The organism is Bacillus sp. AFS055030 (genome assembly GCF_002574545.1).
Classification (GTDB): domain Bacteria; phylum Bacillota; class Bacilli; order Bacillales; family Bacillaceae_G; genus Gottfriedia.
The window spans coordinates 22,279-43,870 of the sequence record NZ_NUGT01000007.1; the positions used below are offsets into that span (position 1 = coordinate 22,279).

The 21,592-nt window shown below is 34.0% G+C and carries 19 protein-coding genes and 4 tRNA genes; all 23 read left to right on the forward strand.

Going from position 1 to position 21,592, the window contains the following annotated elements; genetic code table 11:
• The first annotated feature begins 95 nt into the window (after positions 1-95).
• The 23 genes from rpsF to CN925_RS02560 all read left to right on the forward strand — a co-directional run bounded on the left by rpsF (position 96) and on the right by CN925_RS02560 (position 21,327).
• Positions 96-386: a 30S ribosomal protein S6 gene (gene rpsF, locus CN925_RS02450; protein WP_098844591.1), complete on the forward strand. Its 291-nt coding sequence runs from the start codon at positions 96-98 to the stop codon at positions 384-386.
• A gap of 34 nt (positions 387-420) precedes the next feature.
• The gene (gene ssb, locus CN925_RS02455; protein WP_098844439.1) at positions 421-906 is read left to right on the forward strand and encodes a single-stranded DNA-binding protein; all 486 of its coding nucleotides are present in this window, start codon (positions 421-423) and stop codon (positions 904-906) included.
• Between the two features lie 80 nt (positions 907-986).
• Complete coding sequence (gene rpsR / locus CN925_RS02460; protein ID WP_025568960.1) at positions 987-1,220, forward strand: 30S ribosomal protein S18; 234 nt, start codon at positions 987-989, stop codon at positions 1,218-1,220.
• A 132-nt stretch (positions 1,221-1,352) separates the two neighbouring features.
• Positions 1,353-2,279 (forward strand): YybS family protein, encoded by a 927-nt coding sequence (locus CN925_RS02465; RefSeq protein WP_180232805.1) that lies wholly within the window; start codon positions 1,353-1,355, stop codon positions 2,277-2,279.
• A gap of 90 nt (positions 2,280-2,369) precedes the next feature.
• On the forward strand, positions 2,370-4,346 hold the full coding sequence (locus tag CN925_RS02470) for a DHH family phosphoesterase (protein WP_098844442.1): 1,977 nt from the start codon (positions 2,370-2,372) through the stop codon (positions 4,344-4,346).
• The gene (rplI, locus tag CN925_RS02475; protein ID WP_098844444.1) at positions 4,343-4,786 is read left to right on the forward strand and encodes a 50S ribosomal protein L9; all 444 of its coding nucleotides are present in this window, start codon (positions 4,343-4,345) and stop codon (positions 4,784-4,786) included. Before CN925_RS02470 ends, rplI begins: the two co-directional genes overlap by 4 nt.
• 27 nt (positions 4,787-4,813) lie before the next feature.
• On the forward strand, positions 4,814-6,172 hold the full coding sequence (gene dnaB, locus CN925_RS02480; protein WP_025568964.1) for a replicative DNA helicase: 1,359 nt from the start codon (positions 4,814-4,816) through the stop codon (positions 6,170-6,172).
• Between the two features lie 251 nt (positions 6,173-6,423).
• A complete protein-coding gene (locus CN925_RS02485; RefSeq protein WP_098844446.1) occupies positions 6,424-7,713 on the forward strand; it encodes an adenylosuccinate synthase in 1,290 nt (429 codons plus the stop codon).
• A gap of 294 nt (positions 7,714-8,007) precedes the next feature.
• Positions 8,008-8,080: transfer RNA gene (locus CN925_RS02490), tRNA-Lys, on the forward strand.
• Positions 8,081-8,099: 19 nt separating this feature from the next.
• Positions 8,100-8,171: transfer RNA gene (locus CN925_RS02495), tRNA-Glu, on the forward strand.
• Between the two features lie 22 nt (positions 8,172-8,193).
• Positions 8,194-8,269, forward strand: a tRNA-Asp gene (locus CN925_RS02500).
• Positions 8,270-8,275: 6 nt separating this feature from the next.
• Positions 8,276-8,348 (forward strand) — tRNA-Phe (locus tag CN925_RS02505).
• 784 nt (positions 8,349-9,132) lie between these two features.
• Positions 9,133-9,837, forward strand: a complete 705-nt coding sequence (gene yycF, locus CN925_RS02510) for a response regulator YycF (RefSeq protein ID WP_088012660.1) — start codon at positions 9,133-9,135, stop codon at positions 9,835-9,837.
• Complete coding sequence (walK, locus tag CN925_RS02515) at positions 9,837-11,672, forward strand: cell wall metabolism sensor histidine kinase WalK (RefSeq protein ID WP_098844448.1); 1,836 nt, start codon at positions 9,837-9,839, stop codon at positions 11,670-11,672. The genes yycF and walK overlap by 1 nt, the downstream gene beginning before the upstream one ends.
• Entirely contained in the window at positions 11,669-13,024 is a 1,356-nt protein-coding gene (locus tag CN925_RS02520) for a YycH family regulatory protein (RefSeq protein ID WP_098844451.1), read from the forward strand. Before walK ends, CN925_RS02520 begins: the two co-directional genes overlap by 4 nt.
• Entirely contained in the window at positions 13,011-13,808 is a 798-nt protein-coding gene (locus CN925_RS02525; protein WP_098844452.1) for a two-component system regulatory protein YycI, read from the forward strand. Before CN925_RS02520 ends, CN925_RS02525 begins: the two co-directional genes overlap by 14 nt.
• A 2-nt stretch (positions 13,809-13,810) precedes the next feature.
• Positions 13,811-14,605, forward strand: a complete 795-nt coding sequence (locus tag CN925_RS02530) for an MBL fold metallo-hydrolase (protein WP_098844453.1) — start codon at positions 13,811-13,813, stop codon at positions 14,603-14,605.
• 81 nt (positions 14,606-14,686) lie between these two features.
• Positions 14,687-14,869, forward strand: a complete 183-nt coding sequence (locus tag CN925_RS02535; protein WP_098233312.1) for a CxxH/CxxC protein — start codon at positions 14,687-14,689, stop codon at positions 14,867-14,869.
• Positions 14,870-14,928: 59 nt separating this feature from the next.
• Positions 14,929-15,408 (forward strand): 23S rRNA (pseudouridine(1915)-N(3))-methyltransferase RlmH, encoded by a 480-nt coding sequence (rlmH, locus tag CN925_RS02540; protein WP_098844454.1) that lies wholly within the window; start codon positions 14,929-14,931, stop codon positions 15,406-15,408.
• 202 nt (positions 15,409-15,610) lie between these two features.
• Positions 15,611-16,384, forward strand: coding sequence for a MurR/RpiR family transcriptional regulator (locus CN925_RS02545; protein ID WP_098844456.1), 774 nt, complete (start codon positions 15,611-15,613; stop codon positions 16,382-16,384).
• Between the two features lie 123 nt (positions 16,385-16,507).
• Positions 16,508-18,109, forward strand: a complete 1,602-nt coding sequence (locus tag CN925_RS02550; RefSeq protein WP_098844459.1) for a PTS transporter subunit EIIC — start codon at positions 16,508-16,510, stop codon at positions 18,107-18,109.
• 46 nt (positions 18,110-18,155) lie between these two features.
• Positions 18,156-19,481, forward strand: coding sequence for a 6-phospho-alpha-glucosidase (locus CN925_RS02555; protein ID WP_218937212.1), 1,326 nt, complete (start codon positions 18,156-18,158; stop codon positions 19,479-19,481).
• Positions 19,482-19,845: 364 nt separating this feature from the next.
• Positions 19,846-21,327 carry a WD40/YVTN/BNR-like repeat-containing protein gene (locus CN925_RS02560; protein ID WP_483295158.1) on the forward strand — a complete coding sequence of 494 codons (1,482 nt, stop codon included), beginning with the start codon at positions 19,846-19,848 and terminating at the stop codon, positions 21,325-21,327.
• Positions 21,328-21,592: the final 265 nt, after the last annotated feature.

The window sequence follows — 21,592 nt, forward strand, 5'->3', positions numbered from 1 at the left end:
AAAAAAACTATGCTATAATTTTAACTCGTGAGTGATTAATAAAATTGCTCCTTGCCCTTAATTGGGCCGTTAGACCAAAAGGAGGTGACATTGTGATGAATAAATACGAAATCATGTACATCGTTCGTCCAAACATGGAAGACGAAGCACAAAAAGCATTAGTTGAGCGTTTCAACAGCGTTTTAACAGAACAAGGTGCTGAAATCACAAACGTTAAAGAGTGGGGTAAACGTCGTTTAGCTTATGAAATTAACGATTTCCGTGATGGATACTACATGCTTGTAAACGTTTCTTCTAAACCAGAAGCGGTACAAGAATTCGATCGTTTAGCGAAAATCAGCGAAGATATCATCCGCCACATCGTTATTCGTGAAGAAGAAAAATAATATTTTTTAAATGCTTTAGGGAGGTAGGAATCAGATGATCAATCGTGTTGTACTTGTAGGTCGCTTAACAAAGGATCCGGACTTACGTTATACACCAAGTGGGGTTGCCGTAGCAACATTTACTCTAGCGGTGAATCGTACCTACTCAAATCAGCAAGGTGAAAGAGAAGCAGATTTTATTAACTGCGTAATCTGGAGAAAGCCTGCTGAAAACGTAGCAAACTTCTTGAAAAAAGGAAGCTTAGCTGGCGTTGAAGGACGCATTCAAACTAGAAGTTATGATGGTCAAGATGGTAAGAGAGTATATGTAACTGAAGTTGTAGCTGACTCTGTTCAATTCTTAGAACCAAGAAATGCATCAGGTAACCAAGGTGGTTCATTCGGTATGAACCAACAAAATCAAGGTTTTAACGCTGGAAATCCTTTCGAAGCACCATCTCAAAAGCCTAGCTTTAATGATGATCCATTTGGTGGGACAAGCAAAACGATTGATATTACTGATGACGATCTTCCTTTCTAATAATAAAAACAGTGTAATGCTGATCGGTTGGCATTACTAAGAAACTAATTTTATAGTAGAGGAGGGAAATAACAATGGCAATGGGTGGACGCAAAGGTGGACGTGCTAAACGTCGTAAAGTTTGTTACTTTACTTCAAATGGCATCACTACTATCGACTTCAAAGATACTGAGTTATTAAAACGTTTCGTTTCTGAGCGTGGTAAAATTTTACCTCGTCGTGTAACTGGTACTTCTGCGAAATACCAACGTAAATTAACGATCGCAATCAAACGCGCTCGTCAAATGGCTTTATTACCATACGTAGCTGAATAAGCTGAGTAATAAAAAGTACAGCATTCTCATGCTGTACTTTTTTTGTATTTATGAAAAAATAAGTTTTATGGTAAAATAAGAAATAGTATGCTTATCGTGAAATAAGTAGGGGTAGTTGAAAGGAGCTTTATTTTGAAATCGACTCGATTTATTACCGAGGGGGCAGTACTATTAGCTATTTACTCAGTACTACTGTTAATATTTAGATTTGTACCGTTTCTCTCATTTATTATGGCATTCCTTATGCCGCTGCCGTTTATTATTTTAAGTATTAAATACTCTATTAAGGAATCACTTTTAATTTGCTGTGTGGCGTTGGGATTAACAATTGTGATTACCTCATTTAATTTACTTCCAATTACATTAATGTACTCAACAGTTGGTGTAGCGTTTGGTTATCTATTGAAAAATGAGCGAAGTAAAGGGGAGATTTTACTTACCAGTACTTTTTTATATTTAATACATACAGTACTATCCTACATACTATTCAAAGCTATTTTTCATATTGATTTCGTTAAAGAGAATATAGACATGGCAACTGAGGCTATAGAAAAAAGTAAGGAACTTAGTGCCAGTCTTGGTACAAACACCAATGAAAAGGCATTGGATAGTCTCACAAATGCTATTAAATTAATTCCTACATTAATTCCTTCATTACTGTTAATGGTTAGTTTTATACTTGCTTTTTTAACACAACTAGTGACTTTTCCATTAATAAGGAGATTAGGTTATAAGACACCGAAATTTAAGCCATTTAGAGAGTTTAGACTCCCAGTTGGATTCATGTGGTTCTTTTTAATTGTAATGATTTTTTCATTCTTCAACTTGGAACAAGGCAGCTTCCTCAATACTGCAGTGATTAACTTAACATATGTACTTCAAATTTTGCTGCTCGTTCAGGGTTATGCATCGATTTTTTATTTTAGTTATTTAAAACGATTTTCTAAGGCAGTACCAATTATTATATTGATAGTAAGTTTTATCATTCAACCATTAATTTATATTGTTTTACTTATTGGAATCGTCTCAATTGGAATATTTAATAGAAGAAAGATTTAAAATTAAAAACATATGTTACTAATTTGTTGTAAAAAAGTGAATAAACTTTAATATGTAAGTTAGATTTTATTTGGCTTAGGGGTTGAACGTATGCAAGATTTTCATAAGAAACAGATGTTTCTTATACCCGTCTATCTTTTAACTGCTCTTTCAGTGTTTCTGATTGGAACCGTGGTCTATATTCAACCTAAAATAGGGATAATTTTTATCGTTATCTTTTTATGCGTTATTTTTCTAGTTGTAAAATTAGAAATTAAGTATCGCTACGTTTTAGATATGTATATAGAATCAGTTATGTCGAGAGTGAAGAATTTAAGTAATGAAGCAATTACAGAAATGCCAATTGGAGTATTACTTTACGATAGAGAGTACCATATTGAATGGGGCAATCAATATATTTTAAATATTTTAGACGATCGTTCATTAATTGGTAAACACATATATGATCTATCTGAAGGATTAATGGCTTTAATTTCGAAAAAAGAGAAAAAAGAAGATGTATTAAATATAAGTAAAAGAACATATCGAGTTGTTATTAAGAGGGAAGAACGATATATTTACTTATTTGATGTGACAGAACAGGCTCAACTAGAGAAGTTATACGAAGATCAAAGAACAGTAATCGGAGTTATTTTACTAGATAATTACGATGAAATGACGCAGGGATTAGATGATCAGGAGCGTTCTAGCGTAAATGGTGCAGTTACAACGATGTTAAATAGTTGGGCTAATAACCATGGTATATTCTTGAAACGTGTTTCATCCGATCGTTATAGTGTAGTTTTAAATGAAGGTATTCTGGCAACATTAGAAAATAATAAATTCACTATATTAGATCAAGTAAGAGAAGAAACTACAAAACGTAATTTGCCTCTTACTTTAAGCGTCGGTGTCGGAGTAGGCAGTTTAAATTTAACTGAGCTTGGACAATTAGCCCAATCAGGTTTAGATTTAGCGCTAGGCCGAGGTGGAGATCAGGTAACTGTTAAAAACATTAACGGTAAAGTAAAGTTTTTCGGTGGAAAGACAAACCCTGTAGAAAAGAGGACGAGGGTTAGAGCAAGAGTGATCTCGCATGCATTAAGAGATTTAATGAAGAGCAGCACCAATGTTATGATAATGGGTCATAAGTTACCTGACATGGATGCTCTTGGTTCAGCAGTTGGTATTTTAAAAATGGTAATGCATAATGAAGTAGATGGTTATGTAGTAATTAATAAAGATGAAGTAGACAAAAGTGTTCATCGGTTGATGAAGGAAATGTCTAAAAATGAACAATTTATGTCTTGTTTTATTTCACCCGAAAAAGCAAAAGAAATTATTTCTGAAGATACATTAATAATTGTAGTAGATACTCATAGACCAACAATGGTTGAAGAAGAATCACTTTTAAATGAGACAGATAAGATTGTTGTTATAGACCATCACCGAAGAGGAGAAGACTTCATTAAGGATGCAATTTTAGTTTATATGGAGCCGTATGCTTCCTCTACTGCAGAATTAGTAACTGAATTATTGGAGTATCAACCTAAGAAGATAAAATTAAGCATGCTTGAAGCAACAGCTTTACTAGCAGGTATTATTGTTGATACAAAGAGTTTTACTTTCCGAACGGGGGCACGAACTTTTGACGCAGCGTCATACTTACGTTCGAATGGCGCGGATACGATCCTCGTCCAAAGTTTATTAAAACAAGATATGAATGAATATATACGTAAAGCAGAATTAATAGAAGAAGCCTATATGTACAAAGAGGGCTTTGCAATTAGCTTTGGAAAAGATAATGTAAACTATGATCAAGTGTTAATCGCAAAAGCTGCCGATACATTATTAACGATGACGGATGTTATTGCATCTTTTATTATTGCGAAAAGGTCTGATAATGTTATTAGCATCAGCAGTCGTTCATTAGGGAATATAAATGTTCAATTAATTATGGAAGAGCTTGGCGGTGGTGGTCACCTAACAAATGCTGCTGCCCAAATTGAATCTTCTTCAATTAGAGAAGTTGAACAACGTTTATTGAGAATAATCGATGAATATATTGAAGGGAGAACAAACAAATGAAAGTAATTTTCTTAAAAGATGTAAAAGGGAAAGGTAAAAAAGGAGAAACTAAAAATATCGCTGATGGCTATGCAAACTTCCTAATCAAAAATGGAGATGCTATTGAAGCTACTGCAGGTAATATGAAAACTCTTGAAGCGAAAAAAAATAAAGAATTAAAAGATGCACAAATCGAATTAGAAAATTGTAAAAAGCTAAAAGAAACAATTGAAACTTTAACGGTAGAATTAAAAGCTAAATCGGGCGAGGGTGGCCGTCTTTTCGGATCAATCACAAGCAAGCAAATTGCTGATGAGCTTAATAAAGTACATGGAATTAAACTAGATAAGCGTAAATTTGAAATGAATGACGCGATTAGAGCACTAGGTGTAACAAATATTAAAGTGAAATTGCATCCTGAAGTAAGTGCAACTTTAAAAGTACACGTTAAAGAACAATAAGAAAAACAAGCATCTGGAGGACAAGAAATGAGTGATTTGCTAAATGATCGTACTCCACCACAGAATATAGAAGCTGAACAGGCTGTATTAGGGGCCATTCTGTTAGACTCAGAGGCGCTAATATCAACATCAGAACGGCTTTTACCAGATGACTTTTATCGAGCAGCCCATCAAAAAATATTTGAAGCGATGCTCAAGATTGCTTCAAGGAATGAGCCTCTTGATGTTATCACACTAACTTCTGAACTAGCTAATCAAGGTGTGTTAGAAGAAGTAGGAGGAGTATCATACTTAAATGATTTGCTGGCTTCTGTACCAACGGCATCTAACGTTGAATACTATGCAAAGAGCGTTGAAGAAAAATCTACTTTAAGAAGATTAATAAGAACCGCTACAAATATTGTAACCGAAAGCTATGCTCCAGATATTCCAGTAGATGTTGTACTAAACGAGGCTGAAAAAAGTATTCTAAAAGTAGCTCAGCGCACAAACGTTTCTGGTTTTCAAAGTATTAAAGATGTAGTATTTACTACATTTAGTAAGATTGAGACACTATTTAATCAACGCGGCGAAATTACAGGCGTACCTACAGGATTTACTGATTTAGATCGTATGACAGCGGGATTTCAGCCGAACGACTTAATCATAGTAGCTGCTCGTCCTTCAGTAGGTAAAACAGCTTTTGCGTTGAATATCGCACAAAACGTAGCGACTAAAACAGATGAAAATGTAGCAATTTTTAGTCTCGAGATGGGAGCAGATCAACTTGTTATGCGTATGCTTTGTGCAGAAGGAAATATTAATGCCCAAGCATTACGTACAGGTAATCTTGAACAAGAAGACTGGAATAAGCTTACGATGGCTGCTAGTAGCCTAGCTGGAACAGGCATATATATAGATGACACACCTGGTATTAGAGTAAATGACATACGAGCTAAGTGTAGAAGACTGAAACAAGAGCATGGCTTAGGGATGATTCTAATTGATTATCTTCAGCTTATACAAGGGAATGGCAAAAGTGGAGAAAATCGTCAACAAGAAGTATCTGAAATTTCACGTTCTCTCAAAGGACTAGCAAGGGAATTAAAAGTACCTCTAATAGCCTTATCTCAGTTATCACGTAGCGTTGAATCAAGACAGGATAAACGTCCAATGATGTCTGATATCCGTGAATCAGGAAGTATTGAGCAAGATGCCGATATTGTCGCGTTCTTATACCGAGATGATTACTATGATAAAGAATCAGAGAATAAAAATATTATTGAAATTATCATTGCTAAACAAAGGAATGGTCCAGTAGGTACTGTTTCGTTAGCATTCGTAAAAGAATATAACAAGTTCGTAAACTTAGAACGAAGGTTTGATGAGCAAGCACCTGGTGCCTAATAATATTTTCAATTAGTATGATTTCGACTATTTTGTTCTCATTTAAAAAATAATCACATAGTGAATCTATGTGATTATTTTTTTTTGTTAGGGTAAACTACTTTTATCAATTTCTTTAGTTTGTATTTACGAACAAATAAAACTTAGAACATATTTGCTAAAAGAGATTTATTGACAAATTCCGTAAGTTTGATATACTAGTTTTGGTTTTAGTTCGGAAATAGCGTATTTTTAATCGGAGGTGCAGTACATTGTCATCAGTAGTAGTAGTTGGTTCTCAATGGGGAGACGAAGGAAAAGGAAAAATTACTGACTTTTTATCACAACAGGCAGAAGTAGTTGCTAGATATCAAGGTGGTAACAATGCAGGTCATACAATCGTATTTAATGGTGAAAAGTACAAACTTCATTTAATTCCATCAGGTATTTTCTTCTCAGAAAAAATTTGTGTTATTGGAAATGGTATGGTTGTAGATCCTAAAGCTTTAGTGAAAGAGCTAGCATACCTACATGATAAAGGTGTTACAACTGACAACTTGCGTATTAGTAACCGTGCTCACGTAATCTTACCTTATCATTTAAAACAAGATGAGTTAGAAGAAGAGCGTAAAGGTGATAATAAGATTGGTACAACTAAAAAAGGTATTGGACCAGCTTATATGGATAAAGCTGCACGTGTGGGAATCCGTATGGCGGACCTTTTAGATAAAGAAGAGTTTTATGTAAAGTTAAAACGTAATCTTGAAGAGAAAAATAACTTATTTGAAAAAATGTATGATTCAAATTCATTAAATATCGATGAGATTTTTGAAGAATATTATGAGTTCGGACAACAAATTAAAAAATATGTGTGTGATACTTCTGTTGTATTAAATGATGCAATTGATGGTGGAAAACGCGTATTATTTGAAGGCGCACAAGGTGTAATGTTAGATATCGACCAAGGTACATACCCATTCGTTACTTCTTCTAACCCAGTTGCGGGTGGAGTAACAATTGGATCTGGTGTTGGTCCAACAAAAATTAACCACGTTGTTGGTGTATGTAAAGCTTACACTACTCGTGTTGGTGAAGGTGCATTCCCAACTGAGCTTTTCGACGAAGTTGGAAATACAATTCGTGAAGTAGGTCGCGAGTACGGTACAACTACTGGAAGACCAAGACGTGTTGGTTGGTTTGATAGTGTAGTAGTTCGTCACGCTCGTCGCGTTAGCGGTATTACTGATTTATCACTTAACTCAATTGACGTATTAACAGGACTAGAGACTGTTAAAATTTGCGTTGCTTATAAATTCCGTGGAGAAACAATTACTGAGTTCCCTGCTAGCTTAAAACAACTTGCAGAATGTGAGCCAGTTTATGAAGAACTTCCAGGTTGGACAGAAGATATTACAGGAGTAAAAAATCTTGATGAATTACCAGTTAATGCAAGACACTATGTAGAACGTGTGTCTCAGTTAGTAGGTATTCCATTATCTGTATTCTCAGTAGGTCCAGACCGTAATCAAACAAATATCGTACGTAACGTTTACGGAGCTTAATATAATAAAAAGCCCTTAAATAAAATTTTAAGGGCTTTTATTATTTTTTTTAAAAAACTATTGCAAATTTATTTGAAAGTATGATAAGATAAATCTTGTCGTCATAACTAATACATTGTTTATGAATTTTTAATTACGAGCCATTAGCTCAGTAGGTAGAGCACGATCGAATAAACTTCGAAGTAATTACTACAGCGTACTTGTCGAGCTGCTACTTGAATTACGACCTGAGACAAGGACGTCATTAGAGACTAAATAAATTTTTTAAACTGTTTAAGTAATATTTTTAATTACGAGCCATTAGCTCAGTAGGTAGAGCATCTGACTTTTAATCAGAGGGTCGAAGGTTCGAATCCTTCATGGCTCATCTTTTCTTTAATTAATGTGGCCCGTTGGTCAAGCGGTTAAGACACCGCCCTTTCACGGCGGTAACACGGGTTCGAGTCCCGTACGGGTCATCCCTTTATTAAACTTATCTTTGGTCCCGTGGTGTAGCGGTTAACATGCCTGCCTGTCACGCAGGAGATCGCCGGTTCGATCCCGGTCGGGACCGCCATATAATGGCTCGGTAGCTCAGTCGGTAGAGCAGAGGACTGAAAATCCTCGTGTCGGCGGTTCGATTCCGTCCCGAGCCATCATAAAAACTACTGTATATACAGTAGTTTTTTATTTTATATAAACCTTATAGAAATTGAATAAAACAGTTCAAAATTACGGCTCTATACTATTTGTTTGGGTTTGTACACAATTTTAGATAAAAAAACACGTAACATCCAATAATTGTTATACTTGAATTGTCGAGAAACAAGTTAAATGAGTGGAGTTACGTGGAAATGAATTCCTAGTGGCAAAAGTAGAGGAACATAGCGGGGAAATTTGCCATTTTGTTGAAATATTTCGTTATCAAAGAGGCTCGATTGAATGGTTTTCAGCTTTATCGATTCAGGCGATTAAAAGCAGATGGTGTAAGAAAACGAGTAAAATCTAGTTGGGATGATTATGACTGAAAGAAATGTAAGAAAATGCGTCACGTTTTCTATAAAAAGGTTGAAAATTTAACCGAAGAGGATAAATGGTAAATAAAACGCTATTTAAGTTTTCAAAAGAATTAAAACCAGCTTACCAGTTACATCACCTAAAACATTTAACATAGAACCGATTTTACAAAAAAACATACTTAATTTAAAATAGAAGTAAGTGGAGTAGACCTCTAGCAACAAGCTAGGGGTTTTTTTCAAAAATCTAGGTGTATGTAAAAAAAACAACACGTAAAATTGTAGTCATATTATATTTAGAGAGATAGTCCACAAAACGAAATTACTATGAAAAGTTTATTTGTTGCCTAATTTAATAATAAATTGCAAAAGATATGTATAGAATTGATGGTAGCAAAAACTGACTAGAAAAGGAGTGCGGGGAATGAATAAAAAAATATTAATAGTTGATGATGAAAAACCAATTGCAGATATATTGAAGTTTAATTTAGAAAAAGAAGGTTTTGAAATTGTTTGTGCGTATGATGGAGAGGAAGCATTACAAAAAGTAGATGAGTTTCTTCCTGATTTAGTTTTATTAGATATTATGCTACCAATTAGAGATGGTTTAGAAGTTTGTAGAGAAATTAGAAAGAACCATGAAATGCCGATCATTATGATTACTGCAAAGGATTCTGAATTAGATAAAGTACTAGGTTTAGAAATGGGAGCAGATGACTACGTAACAAAACCATTTAGTACACGTGAGTTGCTTGCCAGAGTAAAAGCAAACTTACGTAGACATCAAACAGGAACTACATCTGAAAAAGAGGAGTCAGTTGAAGTTATTATTGGCTCGCTTGTTATTAATCCAAACGCTTATATCGTAACTAAACGAGGCGAGAAGATAGAATTAACTCACCGCGAATTTGAATTACTATATTACTTAGCGAAGCATATCGGACAAGTTATGACGAGAGAACATTTACTTCAAACAGTTTGGGGTTATGATTACTTTGGGGATGTACGAACTGTTGACGTAACAATTCGAAGACTTCGTGAAAAGATTGAAGACAACCCAAGTTATCCACTTTTCATTGTAACAAGAAGAGGAGTGGGATATTACCTACGTGATCCGGAGCAAGATTAATGGCAGCTTATAATAAAGTTGGTTTATTTAAATCAATTGTATTTAAATTTGTACTTGTTTATATTTTACTCATCTTAGTAGCTATGCAAATTATTAGCGTTTATTTTTCGAGAGAACTCGAAAAGCAACTCGTAAACAGTTTTACTGTTGCGATAAACGAACGTGCTAAGCTATTGGCTTATAATATAAAAATTGAGTATGAAAAAAAGAAAACTCTGGACGATCCAGAGGTAAAAGCTAATATCCAAAAAATTGTTTCTGACTTTGGGAAAAATATTGGAATATCAGACGTAAGAGTTATTAACCAAAATAGTGAAGTCATTGCTACTTCAGATTCTAGTAATCGGTCTATTGTTGGAAAAAGGACAACTAATATTTTAGTTAAAAGAGCACTTTTAGTAGGTACTAGAACCGAAAAAGTGTTAATCGATCCTAAAAATGGTCATCGAATGAAAACGATTGTCACTCCAGTAATGGAAGGCGACGAAATTGTTTCAGCCATATATACGAGTGCTTCAATGGAAAGTACTTATGAAAGAATGGAGTTAATTAATCGTATTTTTTCAACTGGTACACTAATAGCAGTCGCGATTACCTCTATTTTAGGGATATTATTGGCTAAGGCAATTACGAAGCCAATCTCTGAAATAAGAAGACAGGCACAAGAAATGGCGAAAGGAAATTTCTCTCGGAAATTAAAAGCCTATAGTGAAGATGAAATCGGTGAATTAACATTATCATTTAATAATCTATCACGTAATTTACAACAAGCTAGAGCTTCAACAGATGGAGAAAGAAGAAAGCTTCAATCTGTACTAGAGCATATGTCGGATGGGGTTATTGCAACTGACCGTAGAGGGAAAATTATTCTCTTAAACGACCCGGCAGAAACGATGCTAAATGTTTCACGTGAAACAGTATTAAATAAATCAATCTTAGAGGTATTAGGAATTGAAAAGGTTAATACTTTAGATGATTTATACGATGAGCCAGATTCAATAATGTTAGATTATAGCGATAATAAGATACCAATGATTATACGAGCTAGCTTTTCAACTATACAAAAAGAGTCTGGTAAAGTTAATGGTCTAATCGCTGTACTTTATGATGTCACTGAACAAGAAAAAATAGATCAAGAACGTAGAGATTTTGTTTCCAATGTGTCACATGAATTAAGAACGCCGCTAACAACGATGAGAAGCTATCTAGAAGCATTATCAGATGGGGCTTGGGAAAATAAAGAAATTGCCCCTAAGTTTTTACAAGTAACTCAAGATGAAACTGAACGAATGATTAGGTTAGTAAATGACTTATTACAATTATCTAAGTTAGATAGTACCGAGTATCGTTTAATGAAGGATTGGGTTAACTTTACGGAATTGTTTAATCGTATAATTGATCGACATGAAATGAGTAAGTCTCAAGAAGTATCGTTCAAACGAGAGTTTATAAGCAAGACAAGATTTGTATTTATAGATGAAGATAAAATTACACAAGTGTTAGATAATATTATTTCAAATGCTTTAAAGTATTCACCAGAAGGTGGGACGATAACTTATCGTATTAAAGAGTCTAGAGATCAAATACTAGTTAGTATTACTGACGAAGGTATGGGAATTCCAAAAGAAAATTTATCCAAGATATTTGATCGTTTTTACCGTGTAGATAAAGCTAGATCGAGACAAGTTGGAGGCACTGGACTAGGGCTTGCTTTGGCAAAAGAAATGATTTATGCGCACGATGGTCATATATGGGCTAAAAGTGAAGAAGGAAAGGGTACAACAGTCTATTTCACACTTCCAGTGGCTGATGACCAAGAGGATGAGTGGGAATGAGAAGAGAACATATAAAATCTGTTATATTAACTACGCTTGTTATAGTAAGCTTAGTTCTTTCGTATAGCTTATGGTCATATCAACCAACATATGATGTACTTCAAAATCAAGACTATGTCCAAAAAGTTTCGATTGGTGCGAAACGAGACTTTGGGGACATAGTTATTCCGAATTTGTTAGTTGTTCATGAATCAAATAAAAATTATGAAACAACTAAACAAAGTAACATATCACCAATTTATAGGTCATTGCAGAAATCTGAAATCACAAACTTTGAAAACCTGACAAATAAAACAACTGAAGTTGCCTACCAAACAATAACAAAAGGAAAAAATAAAATAGAAATTATCTTTCCAACTGTAGTGCCGGTGGAGACATTAGGTAAAGTACTTAATTTAGATGCAAAACGATTACAAAATGTTTTATTTGATAGAATTATTATCAATTTATCTACTAAACAAGATTCTTCTGCAAAGATCTACTTTTCAAATGAAGCACAAAATATTCTGTATGGTGCATCTTTTGATAACTCTTTAATTATTACTTCCGTTGAAAAGATAAGAGACAATTACGAAAGCTTTACTGAAAGCTTAAGATATGAGTTAGATTCAGGTAAAATAATTTATCTACCTAAAAAACCAATCAAATTAACAACGATGGAGTTTCTTACAACGGATATAGATGTTGATAAATTAAAAGATGCAATATTTAGTGATCCTTCAAATGTCCGAAGAGAAAGTACTGATTCAGGAGATACTTTCACAGATGGTACTAGGTTAATGTCAGTGTCACCATTAAATCGTTCAATTTCATTCGTTAACCCGACAACAGCTGAAAACAACAATAATCAAAGTCCTAATTTATTAGTTCAAAGAAGCGTTGATTTTATTAATGCTCATGGTGGCTGGACTGATGGATATATATTATCTAGTGTTAAACCAGAGAATAATGAAGTTTCATTTAGACTTTTTGTAAATAATTTACCCGTTTATAATAATTCAACAATTACGACGAGTTGGGGAGTAGATGATATAGAAACCTTTAGACGTCCATTGTATAAATTTACTAGAATCCAGGTGGACAAGAAGGAAAGTGAAATGGAGTTAATGGCTGGTTCTCAAATTATGGAGATCATATCGAATAATAAGTCTATTAACAAATCTCTTATTAAAGATATTAGCTTAGGGTACGAGACGATATTTGATGATGATAAATCAAATATCAATCAACCGTACTATAACAGAGCAATCCAGTTAAAACCTGTTTGGATTATAAATTATGATGATTCATATAAGAAGATTGATCAAGATTTGCTAAGTAGAACTGGGGTGAATATTGTTGGATTGGAGTAGAATCAAAACAATATTTATTTTAACTTTCTTAGTATTAGATTTATTTTTAGCGATTCAATATTATCAAAAGCGAAGTTCCGATCAGTTTGATACGATGGCTGAATCGAGTATTGAGGATCAATTAAAGGAAAATGATATCACATATGTGACATTACCTAAAAATTCTTTAAAGGAATCTTATATATCAGGTAATAGTAAGGATTTCTCGAAAAAAACTGTTGCTGATAGAAAAGGACAGAACATAGAAATCTACAAAGATGTATTACAAAGCCAATTAAAAAAACCAGTTCCCATTGCAACTACAAATAAAATACTCTTTTTAGAAAACTTTGTGAAAGAGCATGTTTGGAATGGTGGTAACTATCGTTATTGTCAAATAGACCAAACAACAAAAACGATATACTTCTGTCAAACCTATAAAGATCGCCTAATTTATAATATCGAAAGCTCAGTAGTTGAAATAAAGTATAACGATAAAAATGAGATTTACGGGTATCGCCAAAGATATTTAGAAAACTTAAAAGAAATGATTGATAAAAAGAATGTGCAAGAAGCTTTACCAGCAATTAAAGCCATTGAAAATTTATTTGTGAAAGATGAGTTAAAACCGAGTGATCGTATTACAAAAGTTGATTTTGGCTATTATACAGTAATCCCATTATCAAATGGAGTTAAGTTCATAGCACCAGCATGGCATATTGTTATCAATGAAAAGCAGGATTACTTTGTAAATGCTATTGAGGGGCAAATAATTAAGATAGATAAAGAGCAATGGAGTGAATAGAGATGAGTCTGCATTTTAGTGTACTTGCAAGTGGAAGTACCGGAAATGCGTTATACGTTGGGACGGAGAAAACGAAGCTACTAGTTGATACAGGACTAAGCGGTAAAGCGATGGAGTCTTTATTTAAAGAAATCAACAGGGATATAAAAGAAGTTTCAGGTATTCTAGTCACGCATGAACATAGTGATCATATTAAAGGACTTGGTGTTCTTGCCAGAAGATATCAAATCCCAATTTACGCGAACGAAAAAACATGGAAAGCAATGAACCATTTAATTGGAGAAATTCCAACAGAACAAAAGTTCATTTTCAACATGGAAACGACGATTCAGTTTGGGGATATTGAAGTAGAATCATTTGGTGTATCACATGACGCTGCTGAACCAATGTTTTACGTATTTCATCACAACGACAAAAAATTTGTTACAATTACGGATACAGGCTACGTGAGTGACCGAATGAAGGGAATCATTTCTAACGCAGATATGTACATTTTTGAAAGTAACCATGATGTCGAAATGTTACGCATGGGTAGATATCCATGGAGTATTAAACGTCGTATATTAAGTGACGTTGGTCATGTATCAAATGAGGATGCTGCACTAGCAATGTCAGATGTAATTGGAGATAAAACAAAACGTATTTATCTTGCTCATTTAAGCCAAGATAATAATATGAAAGAGCTTGCCAGAATGTCTGTTACACAAACATTAGAGGGAAAAGGATTTGAAGTTGGGATGCAATTTGAAATTCATGACACGGATCCTCAAAAACCAACAGATATAGTGTATGTATAAAACAAAGCACATACTTAAGGGGAGAGTTTACTTTCTCCTCTTTTTTATGTTAAAAAAAGGAGCTGTGTATAAATGGAAAAAATGATATTAAGCTGTGATGAGCATATCGAATGGGCTCTTGACGATTTTGTGGATAAGTATAGTGAAACACCTTTGTTGAATAAAGTCGAAAAATCGCATAATATATCCACAACCTGTGAATATTGTCAAAATGATGCCATATATATTGTATCGAACATAGATTCCCCCACTAAATGTGGATAGAAATTGTGGGTATGTGGATAACTTTTGTGTATAACTTGTTTGTAAAGTGAGGATACAGTGTGAATATCTCAATTATCAGTGTTGGAAAGTTAAAAGAGAAGTATTTAAAGATGGGGATCGATGAATACATAAAACGATTATCTAGTTATGCAAAAATGGATATAATCGAAGTTGCAGATGAAAAGGCACCAGAGAATTTAAGTGATGCAGACACGCAAATCGTGAAGGAAAAAGAAGGGGAAAGAATTTTAAGTAAAATAGCAGAAGACACATATGTAATTGCATTAGCAATTAAGGGAAAAGAACATACATCTGAATCTCTAGCAAAAAAATTAGATCAACTTGCTACATATGGAAACAGCAAAGTAGCATTTGTAATTGGTGGTTCATTAGGTCTAAGTGATGCTGTGATGAAAAGAGCGGATGATACATTGTCATTTTCAAAAATGACTTTTCCACATCAATTAATGAAATTAGTTTTAGTTGAGCAAATTTACAGGTCATTTAGAATCAATAGGAATGAACCTTATCATAAATAGATTAGGCTCTTTTTTAGAAGAATAGTTAAAACAGATGGTAAAATTAATATCGTACATGGAGCAAATAATACAAGAAGAAATGTTAGTAGTAAACGATAACTTAAATAGAGTGGAGAATGTTTACAGTGTGACGAAAATTCTAGAGTACGGTTCATGGCTTAGTAGCTAGAGTCACCCCTATAAAAGAGTGGGAGATTAAACTATGATTGACATCAGAAAAATTATTCAAGGAAAGAATCTTTCAGAGGTAGAAATCCAAATAGTGCAATATATCATTAATCATATTGATACAGTTTTGCAAATGGGAGTTCGTAAAATTGCGAAGGAAAATTTTACTTCCCCCGCGACAGTGATTCGCCTGTCAAAAAAATTGGGATATGCTGGATTCGTGGATATGTATTATCAACTGTTGCCATTAGTGAAAAAGGTAGAATTAACAACAAGTGGCGTTGTCGGAGATTTCTTAGAGATTAGTGAAAGAGACTTTTTGAACAATAATTCAATAGAGGATATTCAGTCGTTTATACAAAATGTATTAAATCTGCGTCAAAATTATATTTTTATTTATGCTACTGGTTTTTCAGCTATTGCAGCTGAATACTTGTATAAAAAATTATTAGTATTGGGTAAAAAAACAATCTTTGCAAGTGGTAGTGATTCGATTGGCGTTTTTGAAAATAACCTTGAAGATATTGGTGCTTTAGTGGTTATCTCAAAATCGGGCGAAACACAGTTAATCATTGATAAAATACAGGCTGCAAAAGAGCATAACATTTTTACAGTGTCGTTCACAAAAGAAATAGAAAACCGAATTGCAGGACTTTCTGATTTGAATTTTAAAATCATCGATCATAATAAACTTGATGACCGAAACGTTCTGCCAAATAGCTTTTTTCCAAGTTTGATGTTAATGTTTGAATTTATCGTCAAGCAGTATGTAGAGACGATTATTACCAAAAAGGATAGGAATGAATGAAACGTGTTTCAATATGTGAAACACGTTTTTTGTTCCCTTAATTCTATCGACTATAAAAGGGCTTACATTGTATTCTTAACCTATAAACGAAAACGATTACATATATAGGAGGGGTAAGGCAAAATGAAAATGAAAGTCATGGAGGCCATGCAACGATTTTCAAAAGCAATGTTCATTCCAATACTTATTTTACCGATTGAGGGTATTTTAATTGCATTCGGTAATTTATTTACTAATCCAAAGCTAATGGAAGTCTTTCCGTTTTTGGATAATCCGATTACTACCGGTTTTGGGACAATCTTAACTGGATCATTGGTTTCGATTCTTGCTAACTTGGGACTGATATTTTGTGTAGGGATTGCAATTGGGTTAGCTAATAAAGAAAAAGCGATTGCAGGATTTACAGCTTTATTAGGTTATCTAGTATTTGTAAACGCTATGAATAAATTTATGCAACTTAGCGGAATTCTGTTTGAAGGTGAAACGTTGCAAGGATCAGGACAAACTACCGTATTGGGTGTACAAATCCTTGATATGGGTGTGTTCCTTGGACTTATTCTCGGAATTGTAACCGCTATCGTTCACAATAAATTCGTTGATAAAGAATTTAAAGGTGCGTTCCAAATTTACGGAGGATCACGATTTGTATTTATCGTACTTATTCCCGTTGTTGTACTTTTATCTATTGCACTTACTTATATTTGGCCAGTCTTCCAATCTGGAATTAATGGTCTAGGGTCGTTTATCCAACATAGTGGAAGCTTCGGAATATTTTTATATGGAGCATTGGAACGTTTATTAATTCCTACTGGACTACATCACTTAGTCTATACACCATTTTTATATTCATCATTGGGTGGTGTCCAAGAAGTTGGCGGACAAGTATTTGAAGGAGCAAGAAATATTTATTACGCGGAAATTACAAATCCTTCTGTAAAAGAGCTTTCTCCAAGTGTCGTTTGGGATGCTCGTGGTATTTCAAAAATGTTCGGTTTAATTGGTGCATGTTTAGCGATGTACCATACAGCAAAGCCAGAGAACAAAGCAAAGGCAAGAGCGATTTTAATTCCTGCTGCTATTACATCATTTATTGCAGGTGTTACAGAACCTATTGAATTCTCTTTCATGTTCGTGGCGCCATTATTATTTGTCGTACATGCTGTGTTAAGTGGTTTGGCGATGGTGACGTTCCATCTATTTGATGTTCGTGCAATTGGTCCAAACGGTATGATTGACTTCTTATTGTTCAACGTACCACTTGGAGTCGAAAAAACACATTGGCCAATGTATATTTTAATAGGATTAATCTACTTCGGTATTTACTATGTAGTTTTCCGCTTTTTAATTACGAAATTTAACTTCAAAACAATTGGAAGAGAAGATGAAGGTGGAGAAACAAAGTTATATACGAAGCAAGAATATAAAGAAAAGCAAAGCCGAGGAAAAGCCGAAGCTGCCGCGACGCAAGGGGATGACGGAATTGCCCCAGTGATCGTTGGTGCATTAGGCGGAGCGAGCAATATTACTACAATTACCAATTGCTATACAAGACTTCGACTGACACTGGATAATCCAGAAAAGGTTAACGAAGATGTATTAAAGAGAGAAACAGGTGCTAGTGGCGTTATTATTAACGATAAAAACGTCCAGGTTGTCTACGGCTTACAGGTAAATAACGTTCGTAAAGCAGTTGATAACTATTTGGGATTAAGTAAAAATGAATAAAAATAGAAACAAACATAGAACTATAGATTAGAAGGGAATGGAGAAGATGAAAAAATTCTCAGTTGTTATTGCAGGCGGAGGAAGTACGTACACACCAGGGATTGTCATGATGTTATTAGATAATCTTGACCGTTTCCCACTTAGAAAACTAAAATTATATGATAATGATGAGCAACGACAAGCGGTATTAGGTGAGGCAATTGAGATTGTGCTAAAAGAAAATGCCCCTGATATTGAATATTGTTTTACAACTGATCCAGAAGAAGCTTTCAGTGATATCGACTTTTGTTTTGCCCATATCCGTGTTGGAAAATATGAAATGCGTGAAATGGATGAAAAAATTCCATTAAAACATAATGTTGTCGGGCAAGAAACGTGCGGACCTGGTGGAATCGCTTATGGAATGAGAAGTATTGGACCTATGATCGAAATGATCGACTTGATGGAACAATATTCTCCGGATGCTTGGATGTTAAACTATTCTAATCCTGCAGCCATTGTAGCTGAAGCTTGCCGTGTCCTTCGTCCGAATTCAAAAGTACTAAATATTTGTGATATGCCTGTAGGTACTCTTCGTAGAATGTCACACATCGTTGGTAAGGAACCAGAGGACTTAGAAGTACGCTATTTTGGATTAAATCACTTCGGTTGGTGGACAAGTATAAAAGATAAAGAAGGAAAAGAATATCTACCTCAAATTCGTGATTATGTAGCGGAAAACGGCTATTTAACTCAAAAAGAAGTCGATACTCAGCATACAGACGCTAGCTGGCAGGAAACACATAAAAAAGCTAAAGATCTTTTAGCGATTGATCCAAGATTTCTGCCTAACACTTATTTAAAATATTACTTCTATCCTGATTATGTAGTAAAAACATCTAATCAGGAATACACAAGAGCAAATGAAGTTATAGCTGGAAGAGAGAAGACAGTCTTTTCTATGGCAAGAACGATTATTGAAAATGGAACTTCCAAAGATTGCGAATTTGAAATGGGAGCCCACGCAACTTTTGTTGTCGACCTTGCTCGTGCCATTGCATTTAACACGCACGAAAGAATGCTGTTAATTGTAGAAAACAACGGAACGATTGCTAACTTTGATAATGATGCGATGGTAGAAGTTCCATGTATTGTTGGAACAGATGGACCAGAACCATTAAGCCAAGGAAAGATTCCTGAATTCCAAAGAGCATTAATGTACCAACAAGTAACAGTAGAAAAACTAGTCGTACAAGCTTATATTGAAGGCAGTTACCAAAAACTTTGGCAGGCATTAACGCTATCTAAAACGGTACCAAGTGCAAAAGTAGCCAAAGAAATATTAGATGATTTAATTGAAGCAAATAGAGAGTATTGGCCAGAATTAACATAAATGGCCGTTTATAAGGAAAATAGAAAAGGGGATGTGCTACCAAAATTTTTGGGTGGCACATTCCCTTTTCTATTTATTAGATATTAATTGTGGCACCACTTAGATTCTCCAATCAGATATCAACATGATCAGTCCTCTTTGTATTAAAGCCTTCAGGACGTTAGGATGTTTCTTATTTTTTCGAACCAATTTTTTATATATGAATTCACGAAAAATCTCTCTAGAAAACTGAAATCTTTTTTTATTAATATTAAGAAAATCTTAAGATTTATATGGGGTGGTTTTTTTAATAAGAAAAAACTATAAATAACAAGTCATGCAGAATCAAACAAAGTATACTTATAGTTAGTGAATTGAACGCCAAATTCAATTAAGGAGGATCTACAGATTGAAGGGAAAAGTAAAAAGAATACTTATAACATTATTAGCAAATCCACTTTTCTTAATTGGATACTGGATATTTGGAGTAAAGTTAGCTGCAATTTGCAAGTATGGAAGTATCGATAAAAATCTACCTATGCTATTAATAAGCTTAGCCCTAATAATATCGGTCATTTTATTTACCGCAATAAAAGTTATAAAAGGTAGTGAGCGGAAACAGAACAAACTAACAGATATAAAAGCATGGAAGTGGATTTCTATAATCTTGTTTGTTGCAATAACATTATTTTATGGAGTAAACATATATAAAAGTGCGACAAATTTTGGTGGTAAACTTGCGTGGTATATAGAGTCATTGAAAAACGAAAGATCGATTAAATTTGAGCATAATAATATCTATCAATACGGTGTAGAGGGCATTTTTGAAGATATTGATAACAAGCATAAATTGCCTAAAAAACTTTATATGGAAAATAATTTCTCCCTAAAATTTAATTCGAATGGAATCATTACATCTTTTGACACATTTGTTTATGGGAAGAATGATGATGGAAAAGAAGAAAGTTTTCTAATAACTTATGATAAAAATAAGTCGAAAAATATTACAGTCTATTTAAACGGTTATGCTGCTCCTACTTATAATAACGATAAACTATTAAAACCTTTACTTGAAACCGTTAATGTGATTCCAATTAAAAAAGCAGTTAGTAAATGGGATGAAAATCAGTATGGATTGCTCTATTACGGCAAAAGAAATTGGGGGTACAATCCAAATGGAATCATTAATATTGATAAGAATGGAAGAGAATATCATCCGGAAACAGCGAGTACAGAAATCATTGGGTATACTGTATCGTTATTTGTTCCTGGAATGGATCAATTCATTACACCTTCTAGATATAACTTAATAGGCGATCCAAATTGGAGCAAACCTTCTTCAAATCAAGTTACTTCAAATGAGAAGAAAAATGAACAAACAAATACAAACGAACAGTTTTTCCAATCTAAAGAAGTCGGTTATAAATTAAACGTTGCTGATAAGGCTTTAGGGAGCACGTTTTATTCATTAAGCAAAACCACTGATGAAGGCAATACATGGACCGTTATAAATAATGACCCATACAGCGGAACTGTTGGAGGCGCAACGGGAATCATCTTTTTTGATGACAAACTCGGATTTTTAGGAGCAGTTAATCCTTCTGGAAATGAAGGATCCTTATACCGCACAGACGATGGGGGTAAAACTTTCAAAAAAGTAAACTATACACCTCACGAAGTAAAATTGCATTCCGGACAGACTATAAAACCATTTGATACGCCAAGTCTACCTTTTAAGGAAGGCGGAGTTTTAAGCATGTTGGTTGGTCAAGGTTCAGACGGGGATTATAACGGTAATAGTAGCGAACTTTATCAATCAAGGGATAATGGGCTAACGTGGAAATTTGTGAAAGAGGTTAAAAAATAGGCACTCATATTCAAACAGATGATTCTATAAGGAATATAAAGAAAGTTCTCTCAAAAAAATGAGGGTTCTTTTTTTATGTTCTTTACTTGAGTATGTAGATTAAAAATAATTAATTTATCATCAAAATATTGAAATTATTAAAATTTTTAGTGTAACAAGTTACAATTCCCCCAAATCCATCTATATAAATTACTCATGTAAAACAATGAGAAAATGAAAATCACCTCAAATTTTAACAAAAAATGACAAGTTTCGTCCCGCATTT

Bases quoted from the DNA above. Each gene is read 5' to 3' on its own strand.
- CN925_RS02470 (WP_098844442.1), top strand. From the start codon at position 2,370: ATGCAAGATTTTCATAAGAAACAGATGTTTCTTATACCCGTCTATCTT.
- ssb (WP_098844439.1), top strand. From the start codon at position 421: ATGATCAATCGTGTTGTACTTGTAGGTCGCTTAACAAAGGATCCGGAC.
- rpsR (WP_025568960.1), top strand. From the start codon at position 987: ATGGGTGGACGCAAAGGTGGACGTGCTAAACGTCGTAAAGTTTGTTAC.
- rplI (WP_098844444.1), top strand. From the start codon at position 4,343: ATGAAAGTAATTTTCTTAAAAGATGTAAAAGGGAAAGGTAAAAAAGGA.
- dnaB (WP_025568964.1), top strand. From the start codon at position 4,814: ATGAGTGATTTGCTAAATGATCGTACTCCACCACAGAATATAGAAGCT.
- CN925_RS02555 (WP_218937212.1), top strand. From the start codon at position 18,156: ATGAAAAAATTCTCAGTTGTTATTGCAGGCGGAGGAAGTACGTACACA.
- CN925_RS02520 (WP_098844451.1), top strand. From the start codon at position 11,669: ATGAGAAGAGAACATATAAAATCTGTTATATTAACTACGCTTGTTATA.
- CN925_RS02545 (WP_098844456.1), top strand. From the start codon at position 15,611: ATGATTGACATCAGAAAAATTATTCAAGGAAAGAATCTTTCAGAGGTA.
- walK (WP_098844448.1), top strand. From the start codon at position 9,837: ATGGCAGCTTATAATAAAGTTGGTTTATTTAAATCAATTGTATTTAAA.
- CN925_RS02550 (WP_098844459.1), top strand. From the start codon at position 16,508: ATGAAAATGAAAGTCATGGAGGCCATGCAACGATTTTCAAAAGCAATG.
- rpsF (WP_098844591.1), top strand. From the start codon at position 96: ATGAATAAATACGAAATCATGTACATCGTTCGTCCAAACATGGAAGAC.
- CN925_RS02530 (WP_098844453.1), top strand. From the start codon at position 13,811: ATGAGTCTGCATTTTAGTGTACTTGCAAGTGGAAGTACCGGAAATGCG.
- yycF (WP_088012660.1), top strand. From the start codon at position 9,133: ATGAATAAAAAAATATTAATAGTTGATGATGAAAAACCAATTGCAGAT.
- CN925_RS02535 (WP_098233312.1), top strand. From the start codon at position 14,687: ATGATATTAAGCTGTGATGAGCATATCGAATGGGCTCTTGACGATTTT.